The sequence below is a fragment of the Halolactibacillus sp. JCM 19043 genome, assembly GCF_001310395.1.
GTDB classification, from domain to species: Bacteria; Bacillota; Bacilli; order Bacillales; family Amphibacillaceae; genus Halolactibacillus; species Halolactibacillus miurensis.
This window is the reverse complement of record NZ_BAXD01000019.1, coordinates 1-22,281: the sequence shown is the minus strand read 5'-3', so window position 1 is coordinate 22,281 and position 22,281 is coordinate 1. Positions and strand designations below refer to the sequence as shown.

The 22,281-nt window shown below is 40.4% G+C and carries 23 protein-coding genes and 2 pseudogenes; 5 read left to right on the top strand and 20 right to left on the bottom strand.

The features are described 5' to 3' along the window. Positions 1 to 131: 131 nt before the first annotated feature. Both JCM19043_RS09880 and JCM19043_RS09875 read left to right on the top strand, forming a co-directional pair. Positions 132 to 1,178 carry a lactonase family protein gene (locus JCM19043_RS09880; protein WP_062322147.1) on the top strand — a complete coding sequence of 349 codons (1,047 nt, stop codon included), beginning with the start codon at positions 132 to 134 and terminating at the stop codon, positions 1,176 to 1,178. A 251-nt stretch (positions 1,179 to 1,429) separates the two neighbouring features. Further along, entirely contained in the window at positions 1,430 to 2,821 is a 1,392-nt protein-coding gene (locus JCM19043_RS09875; RefSeq protein ID WP_156321389.1) for a GGDEF domain-containing protein, read from the top strand. A gap of 44 nt (positions 2,822 to 2,865) precedes the next feature. Here the strand turns inward: JCM19043_RS09875 and leuD are convergent, their stop codons facing one another. The 8 genes and pseudogenes from leuD to ilvD form a co-directional block, all read right to left on the bottom strand. Next, entirely contained in the window at positions 2,866 to 3,456 is a 591-nt protein-coding gene (gene leuD / locus JCM19043_RS09870; RefSeq protein ID WP_062322143.1) for a 3-isopropylmalate dehydratase small subunit, read from the bottom strand. A gap of 18 nt (positions 3,457 to 3,474) precedes the next feature. After that, positions 3,475 to 4,874 (bottom strand): annotated as a pseudogene (leuC, locus tag JCM19043_RS09865) (3-isopropylmalate dehydratase large subunit). A gap of 14 nt (positions 4,875 to 4,888) precedes the next feature. Further along, entirely contained in the window at positions 4,889 to 5,962 is a 1,074-nt protein-coding gene (gene leuB / locus JCM19043_RS09860; RefSeq protein ID WP_062322141.1) for a 3-isopropylmalate dehydrogenase, read from the bottom strand. Positions 5,963 to 5,967: 5 nt separating this feature from the next. Further along, positions 5,968 to 7,495 (bottom strand): annotated as a pseudogene (locus JCM19043_RS09855) (2-isopropylmalate synthase). Next, the gene (ilvC, locus tag JCM19043_RS09850; protein WP_062322138.1) at positions 7,482 to 8,513 is read right to left on the bottom strand and encodes a ketol-acid reductoisomerase; all 1,032 of its coding nucleotides are present in this window, start codon (positions 8,511 to 8,513) and stop codon (positions 7,482 to 7,484) included. Before ilvC ends, JCM19043_RS09855 begins: the two are co-directional and overlap by 14 nt. 115 nt (positions 8,514 to 8,628) lie before the next feature. Then, positions 8,629 to 9,150, bottom strand: a complete 522-nt coding sequence (gene ilvN, locus JCM19043_RS09845; RefSeq protein WP_062322136.1) for an acetolactate synthase small subunit — start codon at positions 9,148 to 9,150, stop codon at positions 8,629 to 8,631. Further along, positions 9,147 to 10,871 (bottom strand): biosynthetic-type acetolactate synthase large subunit, encoded by a 1,725-nt coding sequence (gene ilvB, locus JCM19043_RS09840; RefSeq protein WP_062322134.1) that lies wholly within the window; start codon positions 10,869 to 10,871, stop codon positions 9,147 to 9,149. The genes ilvN and ilvB overlap by 4 nt, the downstream gene beginning before the upstream one ends. 347 nt (positions 10,872 to 11,218) lie before the next feature. Beyond that, on the bottom strand, positions 11,219 to 12,886 hold the full coding sequence (ilvD, locus tag JCM19043_RS09835) for a dihydroxy-acid dehydratase (protein WP_062322132.1): 1,668 nt from the start codon (positions 12,884 to 12,886) through the stop codon (positions 11,219 to 11,221). 279 nt (positions 12,887 to 13,165) lie between these two features. On the opposite strand from ilvD, the gene JCM19043_RS09830 reads away from it, so the two are divergent. After that, positions 13,166 to 13,618, top strand: coding sequence for a DUF6884 domain-containing protein (locus JCM19043_RS09830; protein WP_062322130.1), 453 nt, complete (start codon positions 13,166 to 13,168; stop codon positions 13,616 to 13,618). Between the two features lie 33 nt (positions 13,619 to 13,651). Here the strand turns inward: JCM19043_RS09830 and JCM19043_RS16475 are convergent, their stop codons facing one another. Further along, positions 13,652 to 13,831, bottom strand: coding sequence for a hypothetical protein (locus JCM19043_RS16475; RefSeq protein ID WP_156321388.1), 180 nt, complete (start codon positions 13,829 to 13,831; stop codon positions 13,652 to 13,654). Positions 13,832 to 14,037: 206 nt separating this feature from the next. On the opposite strand from JCM19043_RS16475, the gene JCM19043_RS09825 reads away from it, so the two are divergent. Continuing rightward, positions 14,038 to 15,021 carry a zinc-binding dehydrogenase gene (locus tag JCM19043_RS09825; protein ID WP_062322127.1) on the top strand — a complete coding sequence of 328 codons (984 nt, stop codon included), beginning with the start codon at positions 14,038 to 14,040 and terminating at the stop codon, positions 15,019 to 15,021. A 100-nt stretch (positions 15,022 to 15,121) separates the two neighbouring features. Here JCM19043_RS09825 and spoVAE read toward each other — a convergent pair whose 3' ends face one another. The 11 genes from spoVAE to lepB all read right to left on the bottom strand — a co-directional run bounded on the left by spoVAE (position 15,122) and on the right by lepB (position 21,896). Beyond that, positions 15,122 to 15,478: a stage V sporulation protein AE gene (spoVAE, locus tag JCM19043_RS09820; protein ID WP_062322125.1), complete on the bottom strand. Its 357-nt coding sequence runs from the start codon at positions 15,476 to 15,478 to the stop codon at positions 15,122 to 15,124. 19 nt (positions 15,479 to 15,497) lie between these two features. After that, the gene (locus JCM19043_RS09815; protein WP_062322123.1) at positions 15,498 to 16,484 is read right to left on the bottom strand and encodes a hypothetical protein; all 987 of its coding nucleotides are present in this window, start codon (positions 16,482 to 16,484) and stop codon (positions 15,498 to 15,500) included. An 11-nt stretch (positions 16,485 to 16,495) separates the two neighbouring features. After that, positions 16,496 to 16,930, bottom strand: a complete 435-nt coding sequence (spoVAC, locus tag JCM19043_RS09810; protein WP_089853148.1) for a stage V sporulation protein AC — start codon at positions 16,928 to 16,930, stop codon at positions 16,496 to 16,498. Continuing rightward, positions 16,930 to 17,085 carry a hypothetical protein gene (locus JCM19043_RS16470; protein WP_156321387.1) on the bottom strand — a complete coding sequence of 52 codons (156 nt, stop codon included), beginning with the start codon at positions 17,083 to 17,085 and terminating at the stop codon, positions 16,930 to 16,932. Before JCM19043_RS16470 ends, spoVAC begins: the two co-directional genes overlap by 1 nt. Beyond that, positions 17,082 to 17,297, bottom strand: coding sequence for a hypothetical protein (locus JCM19043_RS09805; protein ID WP_062322119.1), 216 nt, complete (start codon positions 17,295 to 17,297; stop codon positions 17,082 to 17,084). The genes JCM19043_RS16470 and JCM19043_RS09805 overlap by 4 nt, the downstream gene beginning before the upstream one ends. Positions 17,298 to 17,436: 139 nt before the next feature. Further along, the gene (locus JCM19043_RS17655; RefSeq protein WP_156321386.1) at positions 17,437 to 17,928 is read right to left on the bottom strand and encodes a nitroreductase family protein; all 492 of its coding nucleotides are present in this window, start codon (positions 17,926 to 17,928) and stop codon (positions 17,437 to 17,439) included. Next, a complete protein-coding gene (locus tag JCM19043_RS18195; protein WP_156321385.1) occupies positions 17,859 to 18,182 on the bottom strand; it encodes a nitroreductase family protein in 324 nt (107 codons plus the stop codon). Before JCM19043_RS18195 ends, JCM19043_RS17655 begins: the two co-directional genes overlap by 70 nt. Positions 18,183 to 18,233: 51 nt before the next feature. After that, entirely contained in the window at positions 18,234 to 18,968 is a 735-nt protein-coding gene (locus tag JCM19043_RS09795) for a hypothetical protein (protein WP_143103136.1), read from the bottom strand. Positions 18,969 to 19,079: 111 nt separating this feature from the next. Then, positions 19,080 to 20,207, bottom strand: a complete 1,128-nt coding sequence (locus JCM19043_RS09790) for a S1C family serine protease (RefSeq protein ID WP_062322115.1) — start codon at positions 20,205 to 20,207, stop codon at positions 19,080 to 19,082. Further along, a complete protein-coding gene (locus JCM19043_RS09785; protein WP_089853159.1) occupies positions 20,204 to 21,397 on the bottom strand; it encodes a zinc ribbon domain-containing protein in 1,194 nt (397 codons plus the stop codon). The genes JCM19043_RS09790 and JCM19043_RS09785 overlap by 4 nt, the downstream gene beginning before the upstream one ends. After that, positions 21,375 to 21,896 (bottom strand): signal peptidase I, encoded by a 522-nt coding sequence (gene lepB, locus JCM19043_RS09780; protein ID WP_062322112.1) that lies wholly within the window; start codon positions 21,894 to 21,896, stop codon positions 21,375 to 21,377. The genes JCM19043_RS09785 and lepB overlap by 23 nt, the downstream gene beginning before the upstream one ends. A 180-nt stretch (positions 21,897 to 22,076) precedes the next feature. Between lepB and JCM19043_RS16065 the strand changes: the two genes are divergently transcribed. Then, positions 22,077 to 22,238: an aspartyl-phosphate phosphatase Spo0E family protein gene (locus tag JCM19043_RS16065; RefSeq protein WP_082394518.1), complete on the top strand. Its 162-nt coding sequence runs from the start codon at positions 22,077 to 22,079 to the stop codon at positions 22,236 to 22,238. Positions 22,239 to 22,281 lie beyond the last annotated feature (43 nt).

Below are 22,281 nucleotides of genomic sequence, written 5' to 3'. Positions count from 1 at the left end.
AGTAAGCTTATCCATTGATTAAGGCAAAAGAAGCAGATGACTTCTTTTGCCTTTTGTTTTAAAAAAAATAAAAAACTTGTTATAATGAACAGGGAATATACAAATATTTTGACAAAGGGAGACGATTAATTTTGGGACAAGTATTAACAGGCTATCTCGGTACATATACAAAAAAAGACAGTGAGGGGGTGTATCGCTTTACTTTTGATGTGGATAAAGAAAGCGTGACATCAGTGGATGCGGTCGGTGAGGTTGATAATCCAACGTATGTCACCCCTTCAGCAGATGGGAACTATTTATATGCGGTATCTAAAGAAGGTGATGAAGGTGGTGTGACGGCTTTTAAGGTTGATTCGGATACGAAAGCACTCACAAAACTAAATAGTGTATCAAAAGCAGGTTCTCCGCCATGTCACGTGAGTGTCAATCAAGCGAATACGTTACTTGTCACGGCCAATTACCATACGAAAGAAATTATAAGTTATCATTTAAATGAAGATGGTTCAATTAAAGGGATGGCGGATATTAAAGAACATGAAGGAAGCGGCCCACATGAGCGTCAAGAGAAACCACATATGCACTTTAGTGGTTTTACACCTGATGAGCGCTATGTGATCGCGGTTGATTTAGGAAGCGATAAAATCACGTCATATTTAGTCGAAGCAGACGGATCATTAACAAAAGAAGCGGTCTTTGTAGCACCGCACGGTAGTGGACCGAGACATATTGCTTTTCACCCGAATAAAAAAATCGCTTATGTGATGACGGAATTAACGTCGGTTGTGCTAACGTTGGCGTATGATGCAAATACGGGAATCTTTACGTTAATCAATACAATTAAAGCGATTCCGGATACACACACAACGGTGAATGATGGTAGTGCCGTCCACGTGACAAAAGACGGGAAGTTTGTGTATGTTGGAAATAGAGGGCATAATTCTGTCACCATCTTCAAGGTGAATCAATCAGACTTTAGTATTGAACTTGTAGATTATCAATCGTCACTCGGTGATTGGCCACGTGATTTCGCCTTAACACCAGATGATCGTTATCTTATCTGTTCTAATCAAAATAGTGGCACACTCACCGTGTTTAAGCGTGACGCTGAATCAGGTAAGTTAACACCACTTCAACAAGATACTACGGCACCAGAAGCTGTCTGTGTGAAATTTCTGTAGTAAATGACGCATCTCCATAAAAGGTTAATTTATCCTAGGTTATTCTTCATGTTTTATAGAATAGCCTAGGTCTTTTTAATGTGTATAACTAGAGAGAAGGGGTCAATTGAGGTACAATATGAAAGAGAAGGTATAGGTAAGAGAGAGGAGGTCTCATATTGAAGCCGATACGAAATAAAAGACAATCGCCTTCACATTTTCGTAAAAGGATTGTGATAGTGCTGATTGTTTTATTTGTAGGGTTGTTTTTTGTGAGCGATATAAGATTTGTCAAAAACGAGCCGCTTGTATTAATAGGCAATAGAGACCTTGCTCCGATTGTTTATGATGATGGACAAGCAAATGGTGTGGCAGTGGATCTTGCAGAAGCGATTGGAGAAGTGATTGATCGTGATGTCACAGTTAAAACAATGGATTGGGAAGAAGCACAACAACGGGTATTAACGGGAGAAGCAGATGGCTTACTTCATATTAATGCTGATACTGAGCGGCAAGAGTTATTTAGTTTTTCAGAAGATTTACTATTATCTGAGTTTGTCATCTTCACTCGCCAAGATAATCGAGATGTCAATGGTCTTGAAGATTTAAACGGTACATCCGTTGGTGTGGAACAATCTGGTTATCCATATCGGCTCATCCAAAGCTATGAGGCAATTAAACCAACGGTTATAGAAAACTGGAAGACAGCTTTTAGACAACTTGCCTCAGGCGAAATAGAAGCGATTTTAGTCGATCGATGGATTGGGGAATATGAGTTAGCCAAAAGTCGAGTCACGGGAATTCAAGCGTTAGATCAACCAGTCGATCAGACTTATTCAAGTATCGCAGTGAAAAAGGGAAATGACGTTGTATTAAGACAGCTTAATCAGGGGATAAGAGAGATCAAAGATTCAGGAAAATTAGTAGATATATTAGCGTCTTGGAGCGGCGAACGCGTGGTCTATTTAACAGAAAACCGTTTAAACCGCTACCTGTTGTTTGGTGTAATTACCATTCTTTCGGTTGCTATTCTATCTGTTGTGTTTGTCATGATTCATTTACGCAAAGTGAATCAAGGATTAGAAAAAGAAGTCAGGAGACGAACCCATGAATTAGAAGAAAAAAACCGTGAACTCAAAAAACTTAATCGACAATTAGAGAAAATATCACTTGTTGATAAGACAACAATGATTCCTAATAGGCGACGATTTGATATGGAGATTGAAAAATCATGGGCGATAAAAAAACAAGAACAAGAATTCTTAGCTGTTATAATGATTGACATTGATTATTTTAAAGACTTTAATGACCAGTATGGTCATATTGCAGGGGACAAATACTTGAAAAAAGTGGCACAGACATTACAGTCAGTCATAAGTAACCCTGGTGACATTGTCGCAAGGTATGGAGGAGAAGAGTTTATCGTTCAATTACTTCGGCAAGACCACAGTCAGGCAAAAGCTGTTGCTGAAAAAATGCGAATGGCTGTGAGAGACTTAAATATAAAGAATCATCAAGGATTGTTGACCATCAGTCTTGGTGTTAGCGCTGTTATTCCACATGATGACTTAACGTTAGAAGCGTTTATACACGAGGCTGACATGGCACTATATCAAGCAAAAGAAAGTGGAAGAGATTGTGTCGTTGTCTTTGAACAAAACTAGTAGAACCCAACCGTTAATTAACTCGGTTGGGTTCTACTAGTTCTTTAGTAAACAATATGCTCTTTTTCAAAAGCAGTAATTTTATCTTCGTACGTGAGGGTTACTGAAATTTCATCCCAACCGTTTAACAACATTTGACGCGAATACTCAGCTAAGTCAAACGTCGCCTTAAATCCGTGATTATCTGTGACAACTTTATTTTCTAAGTCAACCGTCAGGTGATAATCACCTTTTTCAGCGTTGTCCATTAGCTTCTGTACCTCATCTTCTGTAAGTACAACAGGCAAAATCCCGTTTTTCGTACAGTTGTTGTAAAAAATATCGGCAAAACTTGGGGCAATAATGATACGGAAACCATAATCTTCTAGTGCCCAAGGGGCGTGTTCACGTGATGAACCACAACCAAAGTTTTCACCACCAACTAAGATGGACGTGCCTTTATATTTAGGATCATTTAGTGAGAAATCTTCACGTGGACGATCTTTTTCATCAAAGCGCCAATTATAAAATAAATACTGACCAAATCCTTGACGCGAGATGCGTTTCAGGAATTGCTTTGGAATGATTTGATCGGTATCGACATTGCTTCGATTTAAAGGGTATACGAGACCTCTATGCATTTTTAGTGGTTCCATTTGAATGCCTCCTTTAGATTAAAATGAACGGACATCGACAAAATGTCCAGCAATGGCGGCCGCTGCAGCCATTTCAGGGCTCACAAGGTGAGTTCTTGCATCAGCACCTTGACGACCTTCAAAGTTACGGTTTGACGTTGATGCACATCGTTCATGTGGTGGAACAGCGTCACCATTCATCGCGAGACACATACTACATCCTGGTTCGCGCCATTCAAAACCTGCATCAATAAACAGTTTATCTAAGCCTTTTTCTTCAGCTTGTCGTTTAACCGTTTGTGAGCCAGGGACGACGATCGCCGTCACATTTTTATTTACTTTACGGCCATGAATCACACTAGCAGCTTGTTCAAGGTCTTCAACACGTGAGTTGGTACATGAGCAATAAAGACGTGTTGAATGGGTACATCTGTAATTTTTACATCAGGCTCGAGTCCCATATAGGTTAACGCATGTTTGATTTCATTTTTATCATTTTCTGTTGTGGCACTCTCAGGATTAGGTATCTGAGCATTAACCGAAATACACTGTGCCGGGTTTGTTCCCCATGTCACTTGTGGTTCAACTTCTGATGCGTTTAAAGTGACGGTTTTGTCATAAGTAGCTCCTTCATCAGAACGTAGAGACAACCACATCTCTTTTGCTTGTTCAAATGCTTCGCCTTTAGGTGCGTGAAGACGACCTTTAATAAAGTTCACAGTCGTTTCATCAGGCCCAACAAGTCCTGCGCGTGCACCGGCTTCAATAGACATATTACAAATCGTCATACGGCCTTCCATCGATAGGTTACGCACAGCTTCACCGGTGTACTCAAGCACGTAGCCGGTACCGAAGTTGACGCCGTATTTGGCGATTAAAGCAAGGACAAGGTCTTTTGCTGTGACGCCTGTACCGAGGGTGCCATCGATTTGTACGTTTAATGTTTTAGGTTTTTGCTGCCAAACCGTTTGTGTTGCGAGCACGTGTTCGACCTCACTCGTACCAATACCGAAGGCAAGGGCACCGAAGGCGCCGTGAGTGGAGGTATGAGAGTCACCACAGACAATCGTTTTGCCTGGTTGTGTTAGACCAAGTTCTGGTCCAATCACGTGAACAATCCCTTGATGTTCATGCCCCATGCCGGCAAGTGGAACACCAAACTCTTCACAATTTTTTCTTAACGTATCCATTTGTAGTTTTGAGATTTCATCTTTAATGACATTGGTATGCACAGTTGGCACGTTGTGGTCCATCGTCGCAAATGTTCGTTTCGGTTGTCGAACGGTGCGCCCCTTTAGACGTAAACCTTCAAAAGCTTGTGGAGAGGTGACCTCATGGACCAAATGAAGATCGATATATAAGATGGCCGGTTTACCTTCTTCTTCATAAACGACGTTTTTATCCCAAATCTTCTCAACAATAGTTTTTGGTGTTGTCATGTGTTGTCACTCCTTTATTCTTTCGTTATCTGTTTAATAATTTGATCAGTCATATCAGTAGTAGATAGGCATGTGCCACCTTCGACTTGTAAATCTTTTGTGTGATAGCCGTTGTTAACAGCTTGTTCCACGGCACGTTCAATCGCAGTTGCTTCAGCATCAAGATTAAAAGAGTGTCTTAGCATCATCGCAGCAGAAAGAATCATCGCTATTGGATTAGCTATATTTTGCCCGGCAATGTCAGGCGCAGAACCGTGAGCTGGTTCATATAGACCTACACCATTTTCTGCGAGCGAGGCAGAAGGGAGCATCCCGAGTGAGCCGGTTAGAACACTTGCCTCGTCACTCAGAATATCACCAAACATATTCTCCGTAACAATCGTATCAAAGTCTTTTGGTGAGGTAATGAGCTTCATCGCGCAAGCATCCACAAGGACGTGTTCAACAGTAACGTCTGGATAGTTTTTGCTTTCTGTTTCAACAATTTCGCGCCACATTTTACTGGATTCGAGTACATTCGCTTTATCAACCGACGTTAATTTTTTGCTGCGTAACTCAGCGCTTTCAAATGCCTTTTTAATGATACGCGTCATCTCATTTTTCGTGTAATGTAACGTATCGACAACGACGTTGCCATTGTCACGACGTTCACTTGGACGACCAAAGTATAAGCCACCAGTAAGTTCACGAACAATCAGCAAGTCAGAACCTTCAATAACTTCACGTTTTAGTGGGGAAGCATCGGTTAATGTTTTAAATCCTTTGACGGGTCTAAGGTTTGCATATAAATCAAGGGCTTTTCTAATGCCGAGTAACCCACGTTCTGGACGTAAGTTAGACGGGTTTTGATCCCATTTGGGCCCGCCGACTGCACCAAGTAAGACCGCATCACTTGATTTAGCTTTTTCAATAGTTTCTTCAGGTAACGGTGTGCCTGCTTCGTCAATAGCAGCCCCACCAATTAATCCATCGGTTAAATGAAACGAATGACCAAATGTCTCGCCAATTGTGTGTAAGACGCGAATGGCTTGGTCCATAATTTCTGGACCAATACCATCGCCTCTTAAAATTAAAATCTGTTTATCCATACTTGTCACTCCTTTTCAGCTACCTGAATGATAAATACGCGGTTAATCGCATTTATAAAAGCATTCAGCGATGCTTCTAACACGTCTTGCGCTGTTGCTCGACACTGACGGTTGATCATTGACTGTCATACTAACGTGGACTTCAGCAAGGGCATCTTTTCCTTTACCAACGGAACTGAGGGTAAAGTCTGTTAATTGAATCTGTTCTTCAATTAATTCTTCAATGGTATTGTATAGGGCTTCAACGCTACCATTACCTGTACCTTGACCTTCAATTGTATCATGGTTAGGTGTCACAAGTGACACGGTCGCAGTAGGGGAGGTGGCTGAATTATATTCTACTTTAAAGTTGTTCAATTGATATTGCACGCGTGCTTTAATATCTGTTTGGACATCCATCAGAATGACGAATAAGTCATCATCTGTGACTTCTTTCTTACGATCGGTGAGTTGTTTGAATTGATCAAACGCCACCGATACTTTGTCTTCATCTAAACTAAAGCCAAGTTGTTTCATTTTATCTTTAAATGCATGGCGTCCGGAGTGTTTACCGAGGACGAGGCTATTAGACGTCACCCCAACAAGTTCTGGTGTAATAATTTCGTAAGTCTGAGCATTTTTAAGCACACCATCTTGGTGAATGCCAGACTCATGGGCAAAAGCATTACGACCGACAACCGCTTTATTGCCTGGAACCACCATACCTGTTAATTTCGAAATAATATCACTCGTACGTTTAATTTCATTTAATGTTAAATTCGTTTTAAATGGATAGAAGTCTTTACGAATCTCGAAAGTCACGGCCATTTCTTCTAAAGCGACATTACCTGCTCGCTCGCCAATACCGTTAATGGTTCCTTCGACTTGCGTTGCCCCATTTTCAACACCGGCAATAGAATTGATTAAAGCCATACCTAAATCATCGTGACAGTGGGTAGAGAGATCGACTTGGTCAATGTTTTTTACATGATTTTTCATATATTTAAACATAGCGCCGTATTCTTTCGGTGTTGTATAACCAACGGTATCAGGTAGGTTAATCACGGTCGCACCAGCATCAATCACTTTTTCAACAATAGTAGCTAAGAAGGGAAGTTCAGAGCGAGAGGCATCTTCTGCTGAGAATTCGATATCATCGCACTTACTTTTTGCGTAGCTAACCATGTTGACGGCAATGTCAATCACTTCCTCAGGTGTTTTCTTCAGTTTATCTTTCATATGAATAGGAGAAGTAGCGATAAAGACATGAATCCGAGGTTTTTTAGCGCCTTTAATCGCGTCCCATGCTCGGTCAATATCTTGTTTATTAGCTCTTGCGAGTGCAGCAACCGTAGATGTTGTCACCGTATCAGCAATTTTCTTTACCGCATCAAAATCGCCTTGTGAGGAAGCAGGAAAGCCTGCTTCCATCACGTCAACGCCTAAGCGTTCAAGTTGTTTAGCGATTTCAAGTTTTTCTAGTTGATTCAAGTTTACGCCCGGTGATTGTTCACCATCACGTAAAGTCGTATCGAAAATCTTAATTGTTGTCATTACCAGCCACTTCCTTTTTCGCTGTCTTTCTTTGATTCACGAAAGGCATTAAGTCGCGCAGTTCTTTACCTACCTTCTCAATTAAGTGATTATTTTCAGCATTATTGATAGCTGTAAATTGTGGACGATTGGCTTGGTTTTCTAACAACCATTCTTTTGCAAATTTACCCGTTTGGATATCGGTTAGAACATCCTTCATGCGTGTTTTTGTACCAGCGTCGATGACACGTGGGCCAGATACGAAGTCACCCCACTGAGCTGTATCAGAGATAGAATAACGCATGTTTTCAAGTCCACCTTCATAAAGCAAATCAACAATCAGTTTTAGTTCGTGTAGACATTCAAAGTAAGCAACCTCTGGTTGGTATCCAGCTTCAACAAGTGTTTCAAAACCAGCTTTGACAAGGCTTGTTGCCCCACCACAAAGCACAGCTTGTTCACCAAAAAGATCTGTTTCTGTTTCTTCTTGGAAGGTTGTTTCTAAGATACCGGCACGTCCGGCACCAATCCCCTTAGCGTAAGCAAGAGCGACTTCTTTTGCTTTTCCTGTGAAGTCTTGGTAGATACCAAATAGAGCTGGTACGCCAGCGCCTTCTTCATACGTACGTCGTACAAGGTGACCAGGCCCTTTAGGTGCAACAAGGAATACATCCACATTTTCTGGTGGTTGGATTTGGTTAAAGTGTACATTGAAGCCGTGAGCAAAGACTAACGCATTGCCTTCTTCAAGGTTATCTTTAATACTTTCATTGTATACTTTTGGTTGGTATTCATCTGGAAGCAAGATCATGATCACGTCTGCTTCTTTTGATGCTTCAGCGACTGATTTTACATCGACACCGTCTTCAACGGCTTGATCCCAAGACTTTCCTTTTCTTAAACCTACCACAACATCAAAACCACTTTCCTTTAAGTTAAGTGCGTGTGCATGTCCTTGTGAACCGTAACCGATGATGGCTACTTTCTTATCTTTTAATACTGCCTCATTAATATCTTGATTGTAAACTACTTTTGCCATTTGTCATCTTCCTTTCAATTTGTCTCGTTATATTTTTATATGTGTAAATGTAAATACATCTAACAATAGGGTAGGGGGGAGGTTACTCCCCGGTAAAACTTTTAAATAAGTCGAGTTAATGTAGAAGGCTAAAGCTCGATTGATCAGAACTTGACGGTTGTTGCCCACGTAAAAAGGCAGTTAAGCCTGTACGCGCGATATCTTTAACGCCGTAAGGTCGCAGTAATTCAATCAGCGCTTCCACTTTTTCTTGTTTACCTGTCACTTGAATTGACATCGTATCTTTAGATACATCGATCACCGTTGCTCTAAATGGATCAATGATGCTTTGAATTTCATGTCGTAATTGCGGGTTGCTTTGAATTTTAATTAAAGCAAGTTCACGCGCAACAATCGCTTTATCGGTAATATCAGAAACTTTAATCACATCGATTTGTTTATTGAGTTGTTTCGTGACTTGTTCAAGTTTTTGAAAATCTTCAACATCAACAACAAAGGTAATCCGTGACATTTCTTCATGCTCCGTGCGACCAACAGAAATACTTTCAATATTAAACTGTCGACGTTGGAGTAAGCCAGTAATGCGGTTTAAGACACCACTACGGTTTTTAACTTTGGCAGTAATGATTCGTTTCATGGTTTCACTCCTATCATTTCATGTAGTCCTTTGCCAGGGGCAATCATTGGATACACATTTTCTTGTTGCAAGACGCGTGCATCGATTAAGACGGGACCATCGGTATGAAGTAGCTCGTTTATTTGAGCTTCAAAATCAGCTTGTGATTCAATTTTCACACCTTTCACTTCATAAGCTGTCGCTAATTTAACGAAGTCTGGTTGAATGCTGAAAATCGATTCAGAATAGCGTTCAGAGTAGAACTTTTCTTGCCATTGTCTGACCATACCAAGTGCCGCATTATTCACGATAATAATCTTTACCGGAAGCCGACGTTCTTGAAGAATAGATAGTTCTTGAAGGGTCATTTGGAAACCACCGTCACCAACAATGGCGACAACGAGATCATTTGGTTTAGCAAGTTGTGCCCCAATCGAAGCAGGGAAACCGAAGCCCATCGTACCTAAACCACCACTAGTGACCCAACGATTTGGTTGATTAAACTTATAATACTGGGCAGACCACATTTGGTGTTGGCCGACATCTGTGGCAATAATCGCTTCACCTTTAGTCGCTTTGTATACTTCTGAGATCACCCATTGACCAACCATATCTTGTTCAGGTTTGTTAAACCATAATGGGTAGTCTGTTTTATTTTTTTGACAGTTTGTGAGCCATTCGTTAAAGTCAGGCGTGTCTTTGATTTGTTTTTTCATTTCTTTTAAAGCTTCTTTTGCATCCCCAACGATGGGGATGTGGGTATTAATATTTTTGCCAATCTCAGCCGGGTCAATATCAATATGGGCGACAATGGCTGATGGGGCGAAATGATCAAGATTACCTGTTAGACGGTCATCAAAACGTGAACCAATATTAATGAGTAAATCTGTTTCGTACAGGGCCATATTCGATGCATATGTTCCGTGCATCCCGCCCATACCGAGTGAGAGTTCATGTTCACCCGGGAATGTGCCAAGACCAAGTAGCGTGTTGACAACTGGAATTTGGTGTGTTTCCGCAAATTCAATCAGCTCTTTTGAAGCTTTGGCGAACTGTACACCAGCACCTGCTAAAATAACAGGGCTAGAGGCTTGTTCGAGCGCTTCTTTTAACTTCTTAATTTGGAGCGGATTCGGTTTCACCGTTGGTTGATAACCCGGTAAGTCATAACTTGAATCATAGTGATCCTCACATGGATTCGCTTGAACATCCTTTGGAATATCAATGACAACTGGACCCGGTCGCCCCGTTGTGGCAATATGGAAGGCCTCTTTAATGATTCTTGGTAAATCACTGATTTTACGTACTTGATAATTATGTTTCGTAATCGGTGTGGTAATCCCAATCACATCAGCCTCTTGAAAGGCATCTGTTCCAATCACGGACTGGTTTACTTGTCCCGTGAAAACGACCAAAGGTAAAGAATCTAGCATCGCATCCGTTATACCTGTCACCAAGTTAGTGGCACCAGGCCCAGAGGTGCCAATGACGACACCAGGCTTACCCGATACTCTCGCATAACCTTCGGCTGCGTGAATGGATCCTTGCTCGTGTCGTGCTAACACTTGATTAAAATGTTCTTTCTTTTTATATAGTGCATCGAAAATCGGTAAGACAGCGCCACCTGGATAGCCAAACAATGTATCAACATCTTGTTCTATGAGTGCTTCAATTAACAAATCAGCACCAGTTTTTGGCATGTGTGCAGGTTCTTTTCTGTCTTGATGTTTTGTCATCGCCATGTTATACCCTCCTAAGTTAAAGTGAATAAGATTTAAAGTATAGAAAAAAGACCTTTTCTCACGTCATAATCTACCTACTAGCAGAATTACAAGGGAGAAAAGATCTTTGCTTTTCACGGTACCACCCTGATTTATCAACACGATTGTGTTGACCTCATGAGAGAAACAGGTGTTTCTCTCTTTTGATAACGGGTCCCATCGAGTGGACCCGGTTAAGTCTACTATCTAAGTGAATTCAACTTAACACTCCTAGAGGATGTCGAGTCAGCGTATATTTCCGGGCTTCCAGCAACCCCGGCTCTCTGTGAACATACTCTTGCTAACTCTTTTTTCTAATCATCGTTTTGTTATATTTTCATGACACCACCGGTATTAGCGGAGGTAACGAGTTTTGCGTATTTTGCTAAATAACCTGAAGTAATCTTCGGATCAGGAATTTCAAAAGCAGCTTGACGTTCAGCTAATTCTTCCTCGCTAATGTCAAGATTAAGCGTACGATTTGGTAAGTCAATGATAATCGTATCGTCTGTTTTAATTAAACCAACCGGACCACCTTCTTGAGCTTCTGGTGAAATATGTCCAATCGAGATACCTCGAGAGGCACCAGAGAAGCGACCATCAGTAATTAGGGCGACATCTTTACCTAACCCTCGACCGGCAATAGCAGCGGTTGGCGCAAGCATTTCAGGCATTCCCGGACCACCTTTAGGTCCTTCATAAAGAATGACGACCACGTCTCCTTTATCAACCGTACCATCCGCAATGCCTTCAAGTGCTTCGTCTTGTGAATGAAAGACAACTGCACGTCCTTTAAAGACGTTAATCGAAGGATCAACGGCACCGACTTTGATGACGGCCCCGTTAGGAGCGATGTTACCAAAGAGAATAGATAAACCACCTACTGGGCTATATGGATTATCCAATGGACGAATCACGTTTGGATTCTTGATTGGATGATCTTTAACATTTTCATACACGGATTTACCTGTCACGGTCATCCGATCTTTATTTAGTGCACCTGGGATTTTACACAGTTCATTTATAACGGCAGGTACACCACCAGCTAAGTGAACATCATGCATGGTCACATCGGAAGCCGGTGCAATTTTTGCTAAATAAGGAATCCGTTTAGCTACTTCATTGATCCGTTCAAGGTCGTAATCAATGCCCGCTTCATGCGCAATCGCCAACGTGTGCAGGACCGTATTTGTTGAACCACCCATCGCCATATCCAAAGCAAAGGCATCATCAATCGCATCTTTTGTGACGATGTCACGAGGTTTAATATCTTTTTCAATGAGATTCATTAAATGTTTCGCCGCATCTTTTATGAGGCGATGACGTTCAGGAGAGGTTGCTAAGATTGTCCCGTTTTCCGGAAGAGCTAAACCTAGCATCTCCATTAATGAGTTCATTGAGTTAGCGGTAAACATTCCGGAACAAGAACCACACGTTGGACAGGCCAGTGTTTCAAGTTCTGTTAGTTCTTCTTCGGTCATTTTACCTGATTGAACAGCACCAACGCCTTCAAACATGGAGCTTAATGTCAGTGTTTCACCCGTAGGTGAGACGCCACCTTCCATCGGACCACCAGAGACAAACACGGCCGGAACGTTGGTCCGAACAGCGGCCATCAACATACCTGGGGTAATTTTGTCACAGTTTGGAATATAGAACACCCCATCAAACCAGTGGGCGTTAATCACTGTTTCTGCTGAGTCGGCAATGATCTCGCGACTCGGTAGGGAATAACGCATGCCAATGTGTCCCATCGCAATACCGTCATCAACACCGATGGTGTTGAATTCAAACGGAATTCCGCCAGCTTCCCTGATTGCTTCCTTCACGACTTCTGCAAATTTATTTAAATGCATATGGCCGGGAATAATATCAATATATGAGTTACAAACACCAATGAAGGGTTTGCCTAAATCTTTTGTTTTAACCCCTGTCGCGTGTAATAAACTACGATGGGGAGCTCGGTCTAAACCTTTTTTTATCATGTCACTCCGCATATGTTTCGCCCCTTACTTCATCACACGCCTGATGAAGAATGATTATTCAGAATATTCTTCATCGACTGATGACTTAAAAAATTAAAAATTTTATATGTTGCTTGCAATCATACAATCATTTTAAAAAATAATCAACAGATTTTATTAAAATTTTCTGATTTTTATTACATTTGAAAATAATCCATTTTGTAAGCGGTTAATATATTTATTAACCATTGCAATCGTTGATCATTTCGTTACAATAGAATCACATCTGATATAAAGGAAAGGGGATTAAAGATGCGAGTTCTCGCGGTTCTACCGTGTGGTAAGAAGAAAATTTGGGACAAGATACCAGATGTGGGGCCGATGAAAGTTGAGGATGTCTATATCGGTACATTACACCGTCTTACGCGTCATTATGCAGAAATTTTCGCTGATGATTGGGTTATTTTGTCAGGTAAATATGGATTTCGTTCTAGAAATGAGATGATTAAAGAAGATTATGATATCACATTTGGAATGAAAAGTGCCGATGTTGTCTCGTCAAACACGTTGATGAATCAAGTTGTTGAACAAGGGTTGAATAGATATGATCAAGCCCTAATATTAACAGGGAAAAAGCATCAACAGGTCATTCATGCAATTGGTGGAATAACGAAGGATGACCGCTATCCACTGCTTGGAACTAAGGGAATTGGAGAGATGCAACAGCGTCTCAAACAAGCGATTGATAAAAAGCAGCCACTATAGTAAGTCGAGTTTCTACTATATAAATAGTTGATATCATTCATGAGTGATTTTTTGTTTGAGTGTCTGAGTAAAAGCGTTTGGGTCGTGATCAGCTAAAAATGTTTTCACACCTTCATCGGTATGAATGTAAAGCGCAAATGTATACTTGGTCATTCGTCTTGTACTGACATCAATGATTTTAGTGTAAGGATAAAAGGTTACAGTAGACACCACGCCGCTTGATGTTAATTTTAGTGTATCACATTCTTTTTTTAATGGTGAGTTGATTATCGATGATTTGTCTCGTTGTTGTATGTGTGGTTAATAAATGCGTCATAGTGTTCACCTCCCTATCGTTAGTATGAGAGATAGAAGGGAATAATGCAAAAGGTTTGTTTAAATGAAGCGCGCATGATTTATATGAAAGGAAGGGGTTAAAATTGAAAGCCATTGTTGATGCGAATAAAGAAACGACACTGACCCAACTTGAACGACCGGCCCCGCAGGGACATGAGGTTGAAGTGAAAATATTGTATGCAGGATTAAATCGTCGTGATTTAATGATCAGATCTCGCCGCAGAGAAGAAACCGCTCCTGTTGTTCTTGGGTCTGATGCCGTTGGGATCATCACACGAATAGGAGAAGCTGTGTCGAGATTTAAAGAAGGGGAGACAGTGATTGTTAATCCAGGTTTATATTGGGATGAGTGTACGAACACCTCACCAGACACCTTAGAGATTGTGGGGTATCCTAATCACGGGACGTTTAGTGAGTATTATCTTCAAGATGAGAACTATTTTGAGCTAAATCCTAACTATTTAACGAATAGAGAAGCAGGGGTCTTAGCTTTATCGGCACTCACAGCTTACCGGGCTATATTTACTAAAGGTCAACTTGCTCCTGGTGAAACTGTGTTTATTCCAGGTGGTTCAAGCGGAGTAAGTACGTATATGATTATATTTGCTAAAGCCGTTGGTGCGCGGGTCATAACGACCTCACGGCAAAAAAATAAGCTAGATCAATTAAAAGGAATTGGGGCAGATGTGACATTGCTCACGAGTGATGATTGGCAAGAAGCGTTAAGTAGTGAAACGATTGATTGTGTCATTGATAGTATCGGTGAAAAAACGTTTCACCGTTCGCTTGCGGTATTAAAAAAAGGCGGACGGCTTGTCACCTTTGGTGCAACAACAGATGATGTTGTATCATTTAACGTGAGACAATTTTTTTATAATCAGCAAACGATTTTAGGTACGACGCTTGGAAGCCGAGAAGAACTCCGAGCGATGCTTCAGTTTATCGAGCATTATCATATTCATCCGATTGTTGATAAAGTTTTTAGTTATAAAGATTACCGACAAGCGTTTGATTATTTAAAACAATCACAACAGATTGGCAACATTGCTTTTACCTTTAATGAATAATAGCTAAGGCATGAGGGAAATGAGAGGGTTGACTCATATTTTCCTCATGCTTTTTATATCTCGTTCAAAGTTAAGTTTGCCGTTTCGCTATGACTCTGCGCTAGCTTTTCGGTTTAAATAAAAGCGCACCAATCATACCAAAAACGATAGCCGAAGTAATCCCTGCACTCGTTAATTGAAACATGCCAATGATGACGCCAATGATACCAGACTGTTCAGCTTCTTCTAATGCCCCGTGAACGAGGGCATTACCGAACGACATGATCGGTACGGTTGCACCTGCACCAGCAAAGTCAATAAACGGTTCATATAAACCTAAGCCGTCTAAAATGCTTCCAATCACGACAAACAAACTAAGCATAAAAGCAGGCGTCTGCTTGAATACATCGATAATTAATTGACCACATACACAGATAAGCCCTCCCACAATAAAACTGACTAAAATAGACACAAGCATCGGTTTCATCCTTTCATAATTAAGATTCGATGACGACTAGATGAGCGATAGTAGGAATAATAGGCGTTTGAAGTAGGGCTACGGGTGAATGAAGGGCACCAGTCGCAATGACAAGGACTTTCAGTGATTGTTTGAATAGGTGTTTTATTCCGTGACTGAGTAAAAATAAGCTTAAGCAGCCAGCCCCACTCCCGCCGCTCATGACGGGTTGATGATCTTTAAAAATCTCGCAACCTGCATCAATAAGTTGTTCTCGATTTACTTGATAGCCTTCATGAACTAACAGATCAAATAAAATTGCTTGTCCAACAGCTCCTAAGTCTCCGGTAATAATATAATCATAATCAGCCGGCGTAACTTGACAATCTTGAAAGTGACAGAGCAATGTATCAAAGCATGCAGGTGCCATAGCCTCCCCCATATTGTAAGGATCTTTAAAGCCAGCGTTTATGACACGACCTAATGTTGCGTAGGTGATTTTCGGTCCTTCACCTTCTGTAGCGAGTATACAAAAACCACCACCGGTCACAGTCGTTTGGCTTGAAGGAGGTTTCTGTTGACCATACTCATTTGGAAAGCGAAATTGTTTCTCAACAGCCGCGAAATGACTCATCGTGCCGACCATAACGGTCTGCTTTTGACCTTGTTGTAACATAAAGGCTGCACTTTGAAGAGATAGACCGAAAGTGGCGCAAGCATGATCAAAAGTCACTGGGACAAGTAGCGTCTCCATTAATCCGTAATGCGTCGGTGTTGATTGATTAATTAAGTCACCGGTAAATAGATAAGTCGTGAGTGGATGGCGACTCATCAAAATATTGACGGTTTGTCTGATTAATTTGGTGTAACATAATTCATATGTCTTTTCATCATCATATAAATCAGGAATAAATTGATCAATCTCAGCCGTAAGGTTGCCTTGCTTTTCAAGTGGACCAGCTATGGTATGTTGGTCAATGATGACAGCGGGTGTATGGAATTGAAAACTGCGTGTACCAATATTCATATTTTTCTCCTTTACGTCAAGATAAGTTTAATTAAGGCGATAACAAAGCTTGCAAATACCCCAAAAAGAATCACGCTACCAGCAAGTTTAAAAATATTACCGCCTACACCTAAAACATAGCCTTCGCTTTTGTGTTCAATGGCGCTAGCAATAACAGCGTTCCCAAATCCAGTCACCGGTACCATGGTACCTGCACCGGCAATTTGAGCGATTTTATCATAGACACCAAAGCCAGTTAATAGCATGGTGATGAGAATCAGGGTAGCGACGGTAGGATCGCCTACGGTTTCTTCTGAGAAATCAAAAAAATACAGATAAAATAAACTGATGCATTGACCAAAAGCACAGATGACACCACCGAAGATGAAACTCATCACACAATTTTTAAGTAGCGGTCGCGGTGGATTATGTTTTTCAGCTACGGTATGGAACAGTTTGTTGTTCATCATTCATCCTCCTTTTCTAGTGATTGATCATAAGATTTTAACTTGTCTAGCGCGTCTGTTGATAAGGGTTGTTCTACTCGCCTTACTTCGATGACAGCCTTCATATCAGAAGATGTGTACACCTCATGTGCTGGATATTTTTTTTTGTAAGTCATTTTTTAATATCTTCAGCTATCTGTTGTTCTACAAATTGTTTGAGAGGCGTTACAATCATCGCCACATAGATCACATCATCCGTGATAATACTTTCAACCGTATCTAGTTCTGGGTATTGTTGTTTGAGTGATGTGTCAAATGTCGTGTCTTCAGATGGGGCGCAGCTAGTTAAAATAACAAGTGTAGCGAGACATAGATAGAGAAAACGCATAGTTCATTCACCAACTTTTTTTAAAGTACACTTAATTTGCCACGTCTAGCGTAAATTATGTATAAAAAGCAACTGGAAATATGGAAGAAAAAAACACAACTCTGATCAATGATGATCGTGAGTTGTGTGTAAGGTTAACTTAACGATTATTAAATTTTTTCTCCTTAACAAAAGGGGTGAGACGATCATTACGACGATTGTGTAAAGTCTTTATCATCTGTTTTGTCCATGAATCTTCTCGCTGATTTGTTGATCGCGTGCGGTAATAAGTTTCAATGGTCTGATCGAATTGATCGAGTGCAGCCATATGTGCTTCATCGTCTTTGTAAGTATTTTCAAAGTAGACAGCTTCTTTTGGTAACTTTGGTTTAATTTCTTGTTGTTCATCAGGATAACCTAACGCTAAGCCAAATAGCGGGACAACGTGTTCAGGTAACTGGAATAAATCATTGACGAGGTCAAGGTCACGTTTAATACTGCCGATATAACATGCCCCAATCCCGAGTGATTCAGCCGCAAGCGTCATATTTTGAGCAGCGATGGTTGCGTCTACTGTTGCGATCATAAAGTATTCGGTACTTTGAACGTTGTAAGCCAGCGTTTCTTTCTCTTTTTCGTCAGCCTTAAGCATGTGGCGATGATAGTCACCACAGAATAAGACGAAGTGGCCATTATCTTTGATGTAAGATTGATTTGAGATGGAAGCCAAGCGCTTTTTTTCTCTGGGTCAGTGACGCCAATCATAGTATATGCCATGAGATAGCTTGAGGTGGAACTACTTCTTGCCGCATCAAGGATGAGAGCTAAGTGTTCTTGTTTTAATGGCTCAGGTTTAAATTTTCTGATGGAACGGTGATTTAAAATAGTATCAATGGTTTGATTCATTGGTGTACACTCCTTTATACAATATCATTATATGTCATGACTCTATAGTCTTCATGACTCTACAGTCACATCAATCATTTGGGTAGGGGCCTCACTAAGACTTTCCCACTTTTGTAGGGCTTCGATGGTTGGATCTAACAGGTCAGGTAGTGTTAAATGAATGACACCTTCCTCGCTCATGACCATATCAAGAATCGGCCAAGTAAACGTCTGAAGCGCTTGCGGTGTAACCGCGTGAGATGAGACTTCTATTGAAACATTTTCTAAACTATTCGTATTAAATGCAAGCAGTTGATGACGGTTGATATTTAAGTCAGTGATCGGTTGACTGAAGTTAAATAAAAGCGTTGTTTCATTTAATGTCACATAGCGTTCTAATAACACTTGGTCGGCAATCAGCGTGGATGTTTGTTCTGTTGTGTCAATGAGTAAGTAGCTCGCAACATCACCGGTTTTCGCAAAAGTTAAGAGGTGCAATGATTTCTCAGATAGATGAATTGGCGTGAGCGTCATTTGATCAATCGCACGAGCTTTATCTTTATGCTGAACTAAGTAATGATGGATAATAGGTATATCAGCTAAACTGATTTTAATTACTTCTTCTTTTAATTGAAATTCAATGATTTCAATTGTTTCATCTTTGATTGTTTCTTCAATAAGACTCGCTTCTTCTTTTTCAATGTCTTCTGTTTGTTCCTCAACAACAATCGGCGGATTGTCTCTACAACCGGACAAGATCGTCAAAAAACTAATGAGAATCATAAAGGATAGGGTAATCTGTCGCACTAACGTCAACTCCATTCAATCTGTAGTTCTCTTTAGTATAACGTTTAACGTTGTAAATTTGAATGGTCAGCTTTAAAAAACAAAAAAATAATCATGATAAGACAGGGGGGCCTAGTCTACCTCATGATTATTTGTATAAGCAAGTATTTTCAGTTGATCATTTTCAAGACCGATCTCAAATGTATAAGAGACGGTTTTCGGCTCTTGGTCAGTGCGATGTTCTTCGACTAACACATCAAATACCCACTGGTCGTCTTCAACATTCGCTTGTTGTTGTTCTATAAGATTGATCGATTTTAAAGCGATATAGTGCTCTCTAAAAGCGGTATAGTCACGTTCGCGTTGGTAGGCACTGCCTAATAAAGCATAAGCGTTGATGTAGTCATGAATAGCTAAGCTATCAATAAAATATTGGACGAGATAATAACTATCCTCTTTATAATTTTCAATTGAGGATGCTTGATTATGAATCGTTGCTGGAAAGGTCAGTTCATCGTTAGTCGTATTGGCTGACCAATCGGCTATATCATCCATGACATCTTTTATTGGAATGCTAAAGCCGATATCAGTATCGCTAATACCGGCAGAATTAATCCCAATGACGTTACCGGTTGTTTGGTCAATGAGTGGCCCGCCGCTATTACCATGGGTAATATTTGAAGAGATTTGGTAGACCTCATCGTATGAATACCCATCGATATCAAAGCTTCGATTGGTACCTGAAATAATCCCGACAGAAACGGAATTTTGATAACCGAGTGGACTGCCGAGCGCAAGAATATCGGTTCCAATATCGACAGATTGCGTTGTATCAATGGTCATCGGCCGCTGATTAATTAACTGTGGGACACGGATAACCGCAATATCTTTTTCTTTACTCATCCCGACAATCGCAGCGGGGTATGTTTCTGTCGTGGATAATGTGACTTCAACAACAGAGGCCCCTTCGATCACATGGGCATTTGTAATGATATCCCCCTGATTGTTATAAAGAAAACCTGACCCAACTCTGTTTGATACAGGTGTTTCTACAGAGATTTTAACGACATTCTTTTGTGCTTCATGTATGATTTGTTGCAATGTTTGTGTACGGTTGTTTGTTGGTTCAAATACAACGACAGGATCTGTGCCGATGGGTGAGTCAAAGGTTTGTTGGTACGTTCGGTATAACAAGACACTGCCACCTAAGAGAATAAAGATGGTTAAGAGAAGAGAGAAATGTTTTCGAATAACAGTCATGACGGCTCCTCCTCATTTAATAACCATGAAATACTGGCGATTTTCACATCGGTCGCTTCATCGTTAAATTGTTTATCTAAGAAAATATAATCTAACTGTCCCTCATCAAAAGGATAGAGGACATCTGGGTACACGAAAGTCGTACGAGTATCAATCACGTCGTTATCGTGATTAAGTAGTTCAAATGTGACTTCGATATGATAAATAGGGACAGTGGCTTCACTTTTAACCGTCCCTTTTACTTTTAGTTGACCAGACGTTGTTTCTGATAGTGCTACATCCGAGATATTGACAGCCTTTGATTCGTTGAAAGCAACTTCTTCTTCGTATGATTGGTAAGCTTTTTCCATGCGTTCTTCCAGTGCTGTGACAAATTGATTTTGTGCTAAGTTGATGGTTTCTTTCAAACTTAATAGACGTTGATCGTCTGGAAGATAATACAGACCGTTTTCGACTAATTCCGTCGCATCCGAAAATTTATTGTCAGCTAAATAACTATTAGCTAAACTGGCGATTGACGAAGAAAGTCGTTCGCGCAGTTGTTGCTTTAATAACAACGCATCGGTAGAATGAATCGCCTCAATTTCCCATACGAGGGCTTGTAAATCCTGGATAGATAAATCATTTGACAGTCGTGTATCTATTTGTTCCAGTTGAAGCTGTTCTTGCATGTGTTTGATGTTCATAACAAGGCGATCAATCGCTTCACCTTTATAGTCATCTAAAGAGATTTGTAAGTTATGCAGCTGTTCAAGCTGTGCTTGATAAGATAAGCTGTCATCAAGATGAATGTTCTCCAGATATAATGTGAGTAGTTTATTTAAATCCTCAGCCGCTTGAAACGTAGGGTAAACGGTTAAGGCTTTTTCCGTTAAAGTTAAACTTTCTTCATAGTCATCTTCATAAAACGCATCTGCCGCTTCTTCGAAAAGATCGGTTGCCTGATGACTTCTTTGCTGGTGAAGCCAGTGAATGCCACTGAAAATCAGTCCTATAAGCATGAGCGCTAAGGTAGGGAACAACCAAGTCTTGATAGAAAAACGGTTTGACTGAAAGCGCGACTGACGGTCTGCAGGTAACTTCGTACCACACGAGACACAAAATATTTCGTCATCATGCACTTTGGCTCCACATTTAGGGCAATAACCCATCTCATCACCACTTTCCTTAATAAATAACTTGCCACTCATCAAATGGATACATAATCATTTCAGCTCGACCGATAATTTCCTGTTTTAGAATCAGCCCGAGGGAGTTACGACTATCTCTGCTGTTGCGTCGATTATCACCCATCACGTAATAGTAATCAGCTGGAATATAGGTCGGTTTAATATTATGTGTCCAATAACTTCTTTCATTAGTAATAAAGGTTTGACGATAAGGAATTTCGTCTATATATAACTGTTGGTCTTGATAGCTTAAAGTTTCGGTAGGTAGACCAATGATGCGTTTAATATAGGTTTGCTCATCGCGCTTAATAACAACAACATCCCCACGATGGGGTGAATCGAACAAATAACTTAAGCGGTTGTAGATAATGGTTTGCTGATTATTAACGGTAGGTGCCATACTGTGGCCATCGACAATCGCGGTTCTAAAGATGAATAAATGAATAAATAAAACGATAAAAAAGAACGTCAAAACGCTCAACACAATCCGTTGTTTTTTTGTAAAGTGAGGTTTTGTCATGCTAAAAGTCCCTTTCCTGCCTTCGTTGACACATTTTTTGTATCTTTTTAATCATACCATAAAAAAAACGGGTTGAATATGTCACCATTGTTAATTATGTGCTAAAATAAACGGATAAATCACACAAAAAGTAACGGATAGAGAAAAATAGAGAACTCATTAAAGAAAAGGGGAAGCCATATGTGCCTTGAAAAATTGTTAAAACAAATCACTGAAACACGTGAACACATGATGCTTGTCGCAAATGAAAAAGGGATGAATCATCATGAAGCCATCAAAATCAGTATGGAGCTTGATCTTTTACTTAACGATTATCAAAAAAAATTAAATAAACGCATATAAAACACGCTGCACATGGAATGCTCACTGTGCAGCGTGTTTTTTA

What these genes read in the sequence shown, in the direction of transcription:
- leuD (WP_062322143.1), bottom strand. Translation starts at nt 3,456, where the DNA reads ATGGAACCACTAAAAATGCATAGAGGTCTCGTATACCCTTTAAATCGA.
- leuB (WP_062322141.1), bottom strand. Translation starts at nt 5,962, where the DNA reads ATGGATAAACAGATTTTAATTTTAAGAGGCGATGGTATTGGTCCAGAA.
- ilvC (WP_062322138.1), bottom strand. Translation starts at nt 8,513, where the DNA reads ATGGCAAAAGTAGTTTACAATCAAGATATTAATGAGGCAGTATTAAAA.
- ilvN (WP_062322136.1), bottom strand. Translation starts at nt 9,150, where the DNA reads ATGAAACGAATCATTACTGCCAAAGTTAAAAACCGTAGTGGTGTCTTA.
- ilvB (WP_062322134.1), bottom strand. Translation starts at nt 10,871, where the DNA reads ATGGCGATGACAAAACATCAAGACAGAAAAGAACCTGCACACATGCCA.
- ilvD (WP_062322132.1), bottom strand. Translation starts at nt 12,886, where the DNA reads ATGCGGAGTGACATGATAAAAAAAGGTTTAGACCGAGCTCCCCATCGT.
- JCM19043_RS09830 (WP_062322130.1), top strand. Translation starts at nt 13,166, where the DNA reads ATGCGAGTTCTCGCGGTTCTACCGTGTGGTAAGAAGAAAATTTGGGAC.
- spoVAE (WP_062322125.1), bottom strand. Translation starts at nt 15,478, where the DNA reads ATGCTTGTGTCTATTTTAGTCAGTTTTATTGTGGGAGGGCTTATCTGT.
- JCM19043_RS09815 (WP_062322123.1), bottom strand. Translation starts at nt 16,484, where the DNA reads ATGAATATTGGTACACGCAGTTTTCAATTCCATACACCCGCTGTCATC.
- spoVAC (WP_089853148.1), bottom strand. Translation starts at nt 16,930, where the DNA reads ATGAACAACAAACTGTTCCATACCGTAGCTGAAAAACATAATCCACCG.
- JCM19043_RS16470 (WP_156321387.1), bottom strand. Translation starts at nt 17,085, where the DNA reads ATGACTTACAAAAAAAAATATCCAGCACATGAGGTGTACACATCTTCT.
- JCM19043_RS09805 (WP_062322119.1), bottom strand. Translation starts at nt 17,297, where the DNA reads ATGCGTTTTCTCTATCTATGTCTCGCTACACTTGTTATTTTAACTAGC.
- JCM19043_RS17655 (WP_156321386.1), bottom strand. Translation starts at nt 17,928, where the DNA reads ATGCTTAAGGCTGACGAAAAAGAGAAAGAAACGCTGGCTTACAACGTT.
- JCM19043_RS18195 (WP_156321385.1), bottom strand. Translation starts at nt 18,182, where the DNA reads ATGAATCAAACCATTGATACTATTTTAAATCACCGTTCCATCAGAAAA.
- JCM19043_RS09790 (WP_062322115.1), bottom strand. Translation starts at nt 20,207, where the DNA reads ATGACTGTTATTCGAAAACATTTCTCTCTTCTCTTAACCATCTTTATT.
- JCM19043_RS09785 (WP_089853159.1), bottom strand. Translation starts at nt 21,397, where the DNA reads ATGAGTGGCAAGTTATTTATTAAGGAAAGTGGTGATGAGATGGGTTAT.
- lepB (WP_062322112.1), bottom strand. Translation starts at nt 21,896, where the DNA reads ATGACAAAACCTCACTTTACAAAAAAACAACGGATTGTGTTGAGCGTT.
- JCM19043_RS16065 (WP_082394518.1), top strand. Translation starts at nt 22,077, where the DNA reads ATGTGCCTTGAAAAATTGTTAAAACAAATCACTGAAACACGTGAACAC.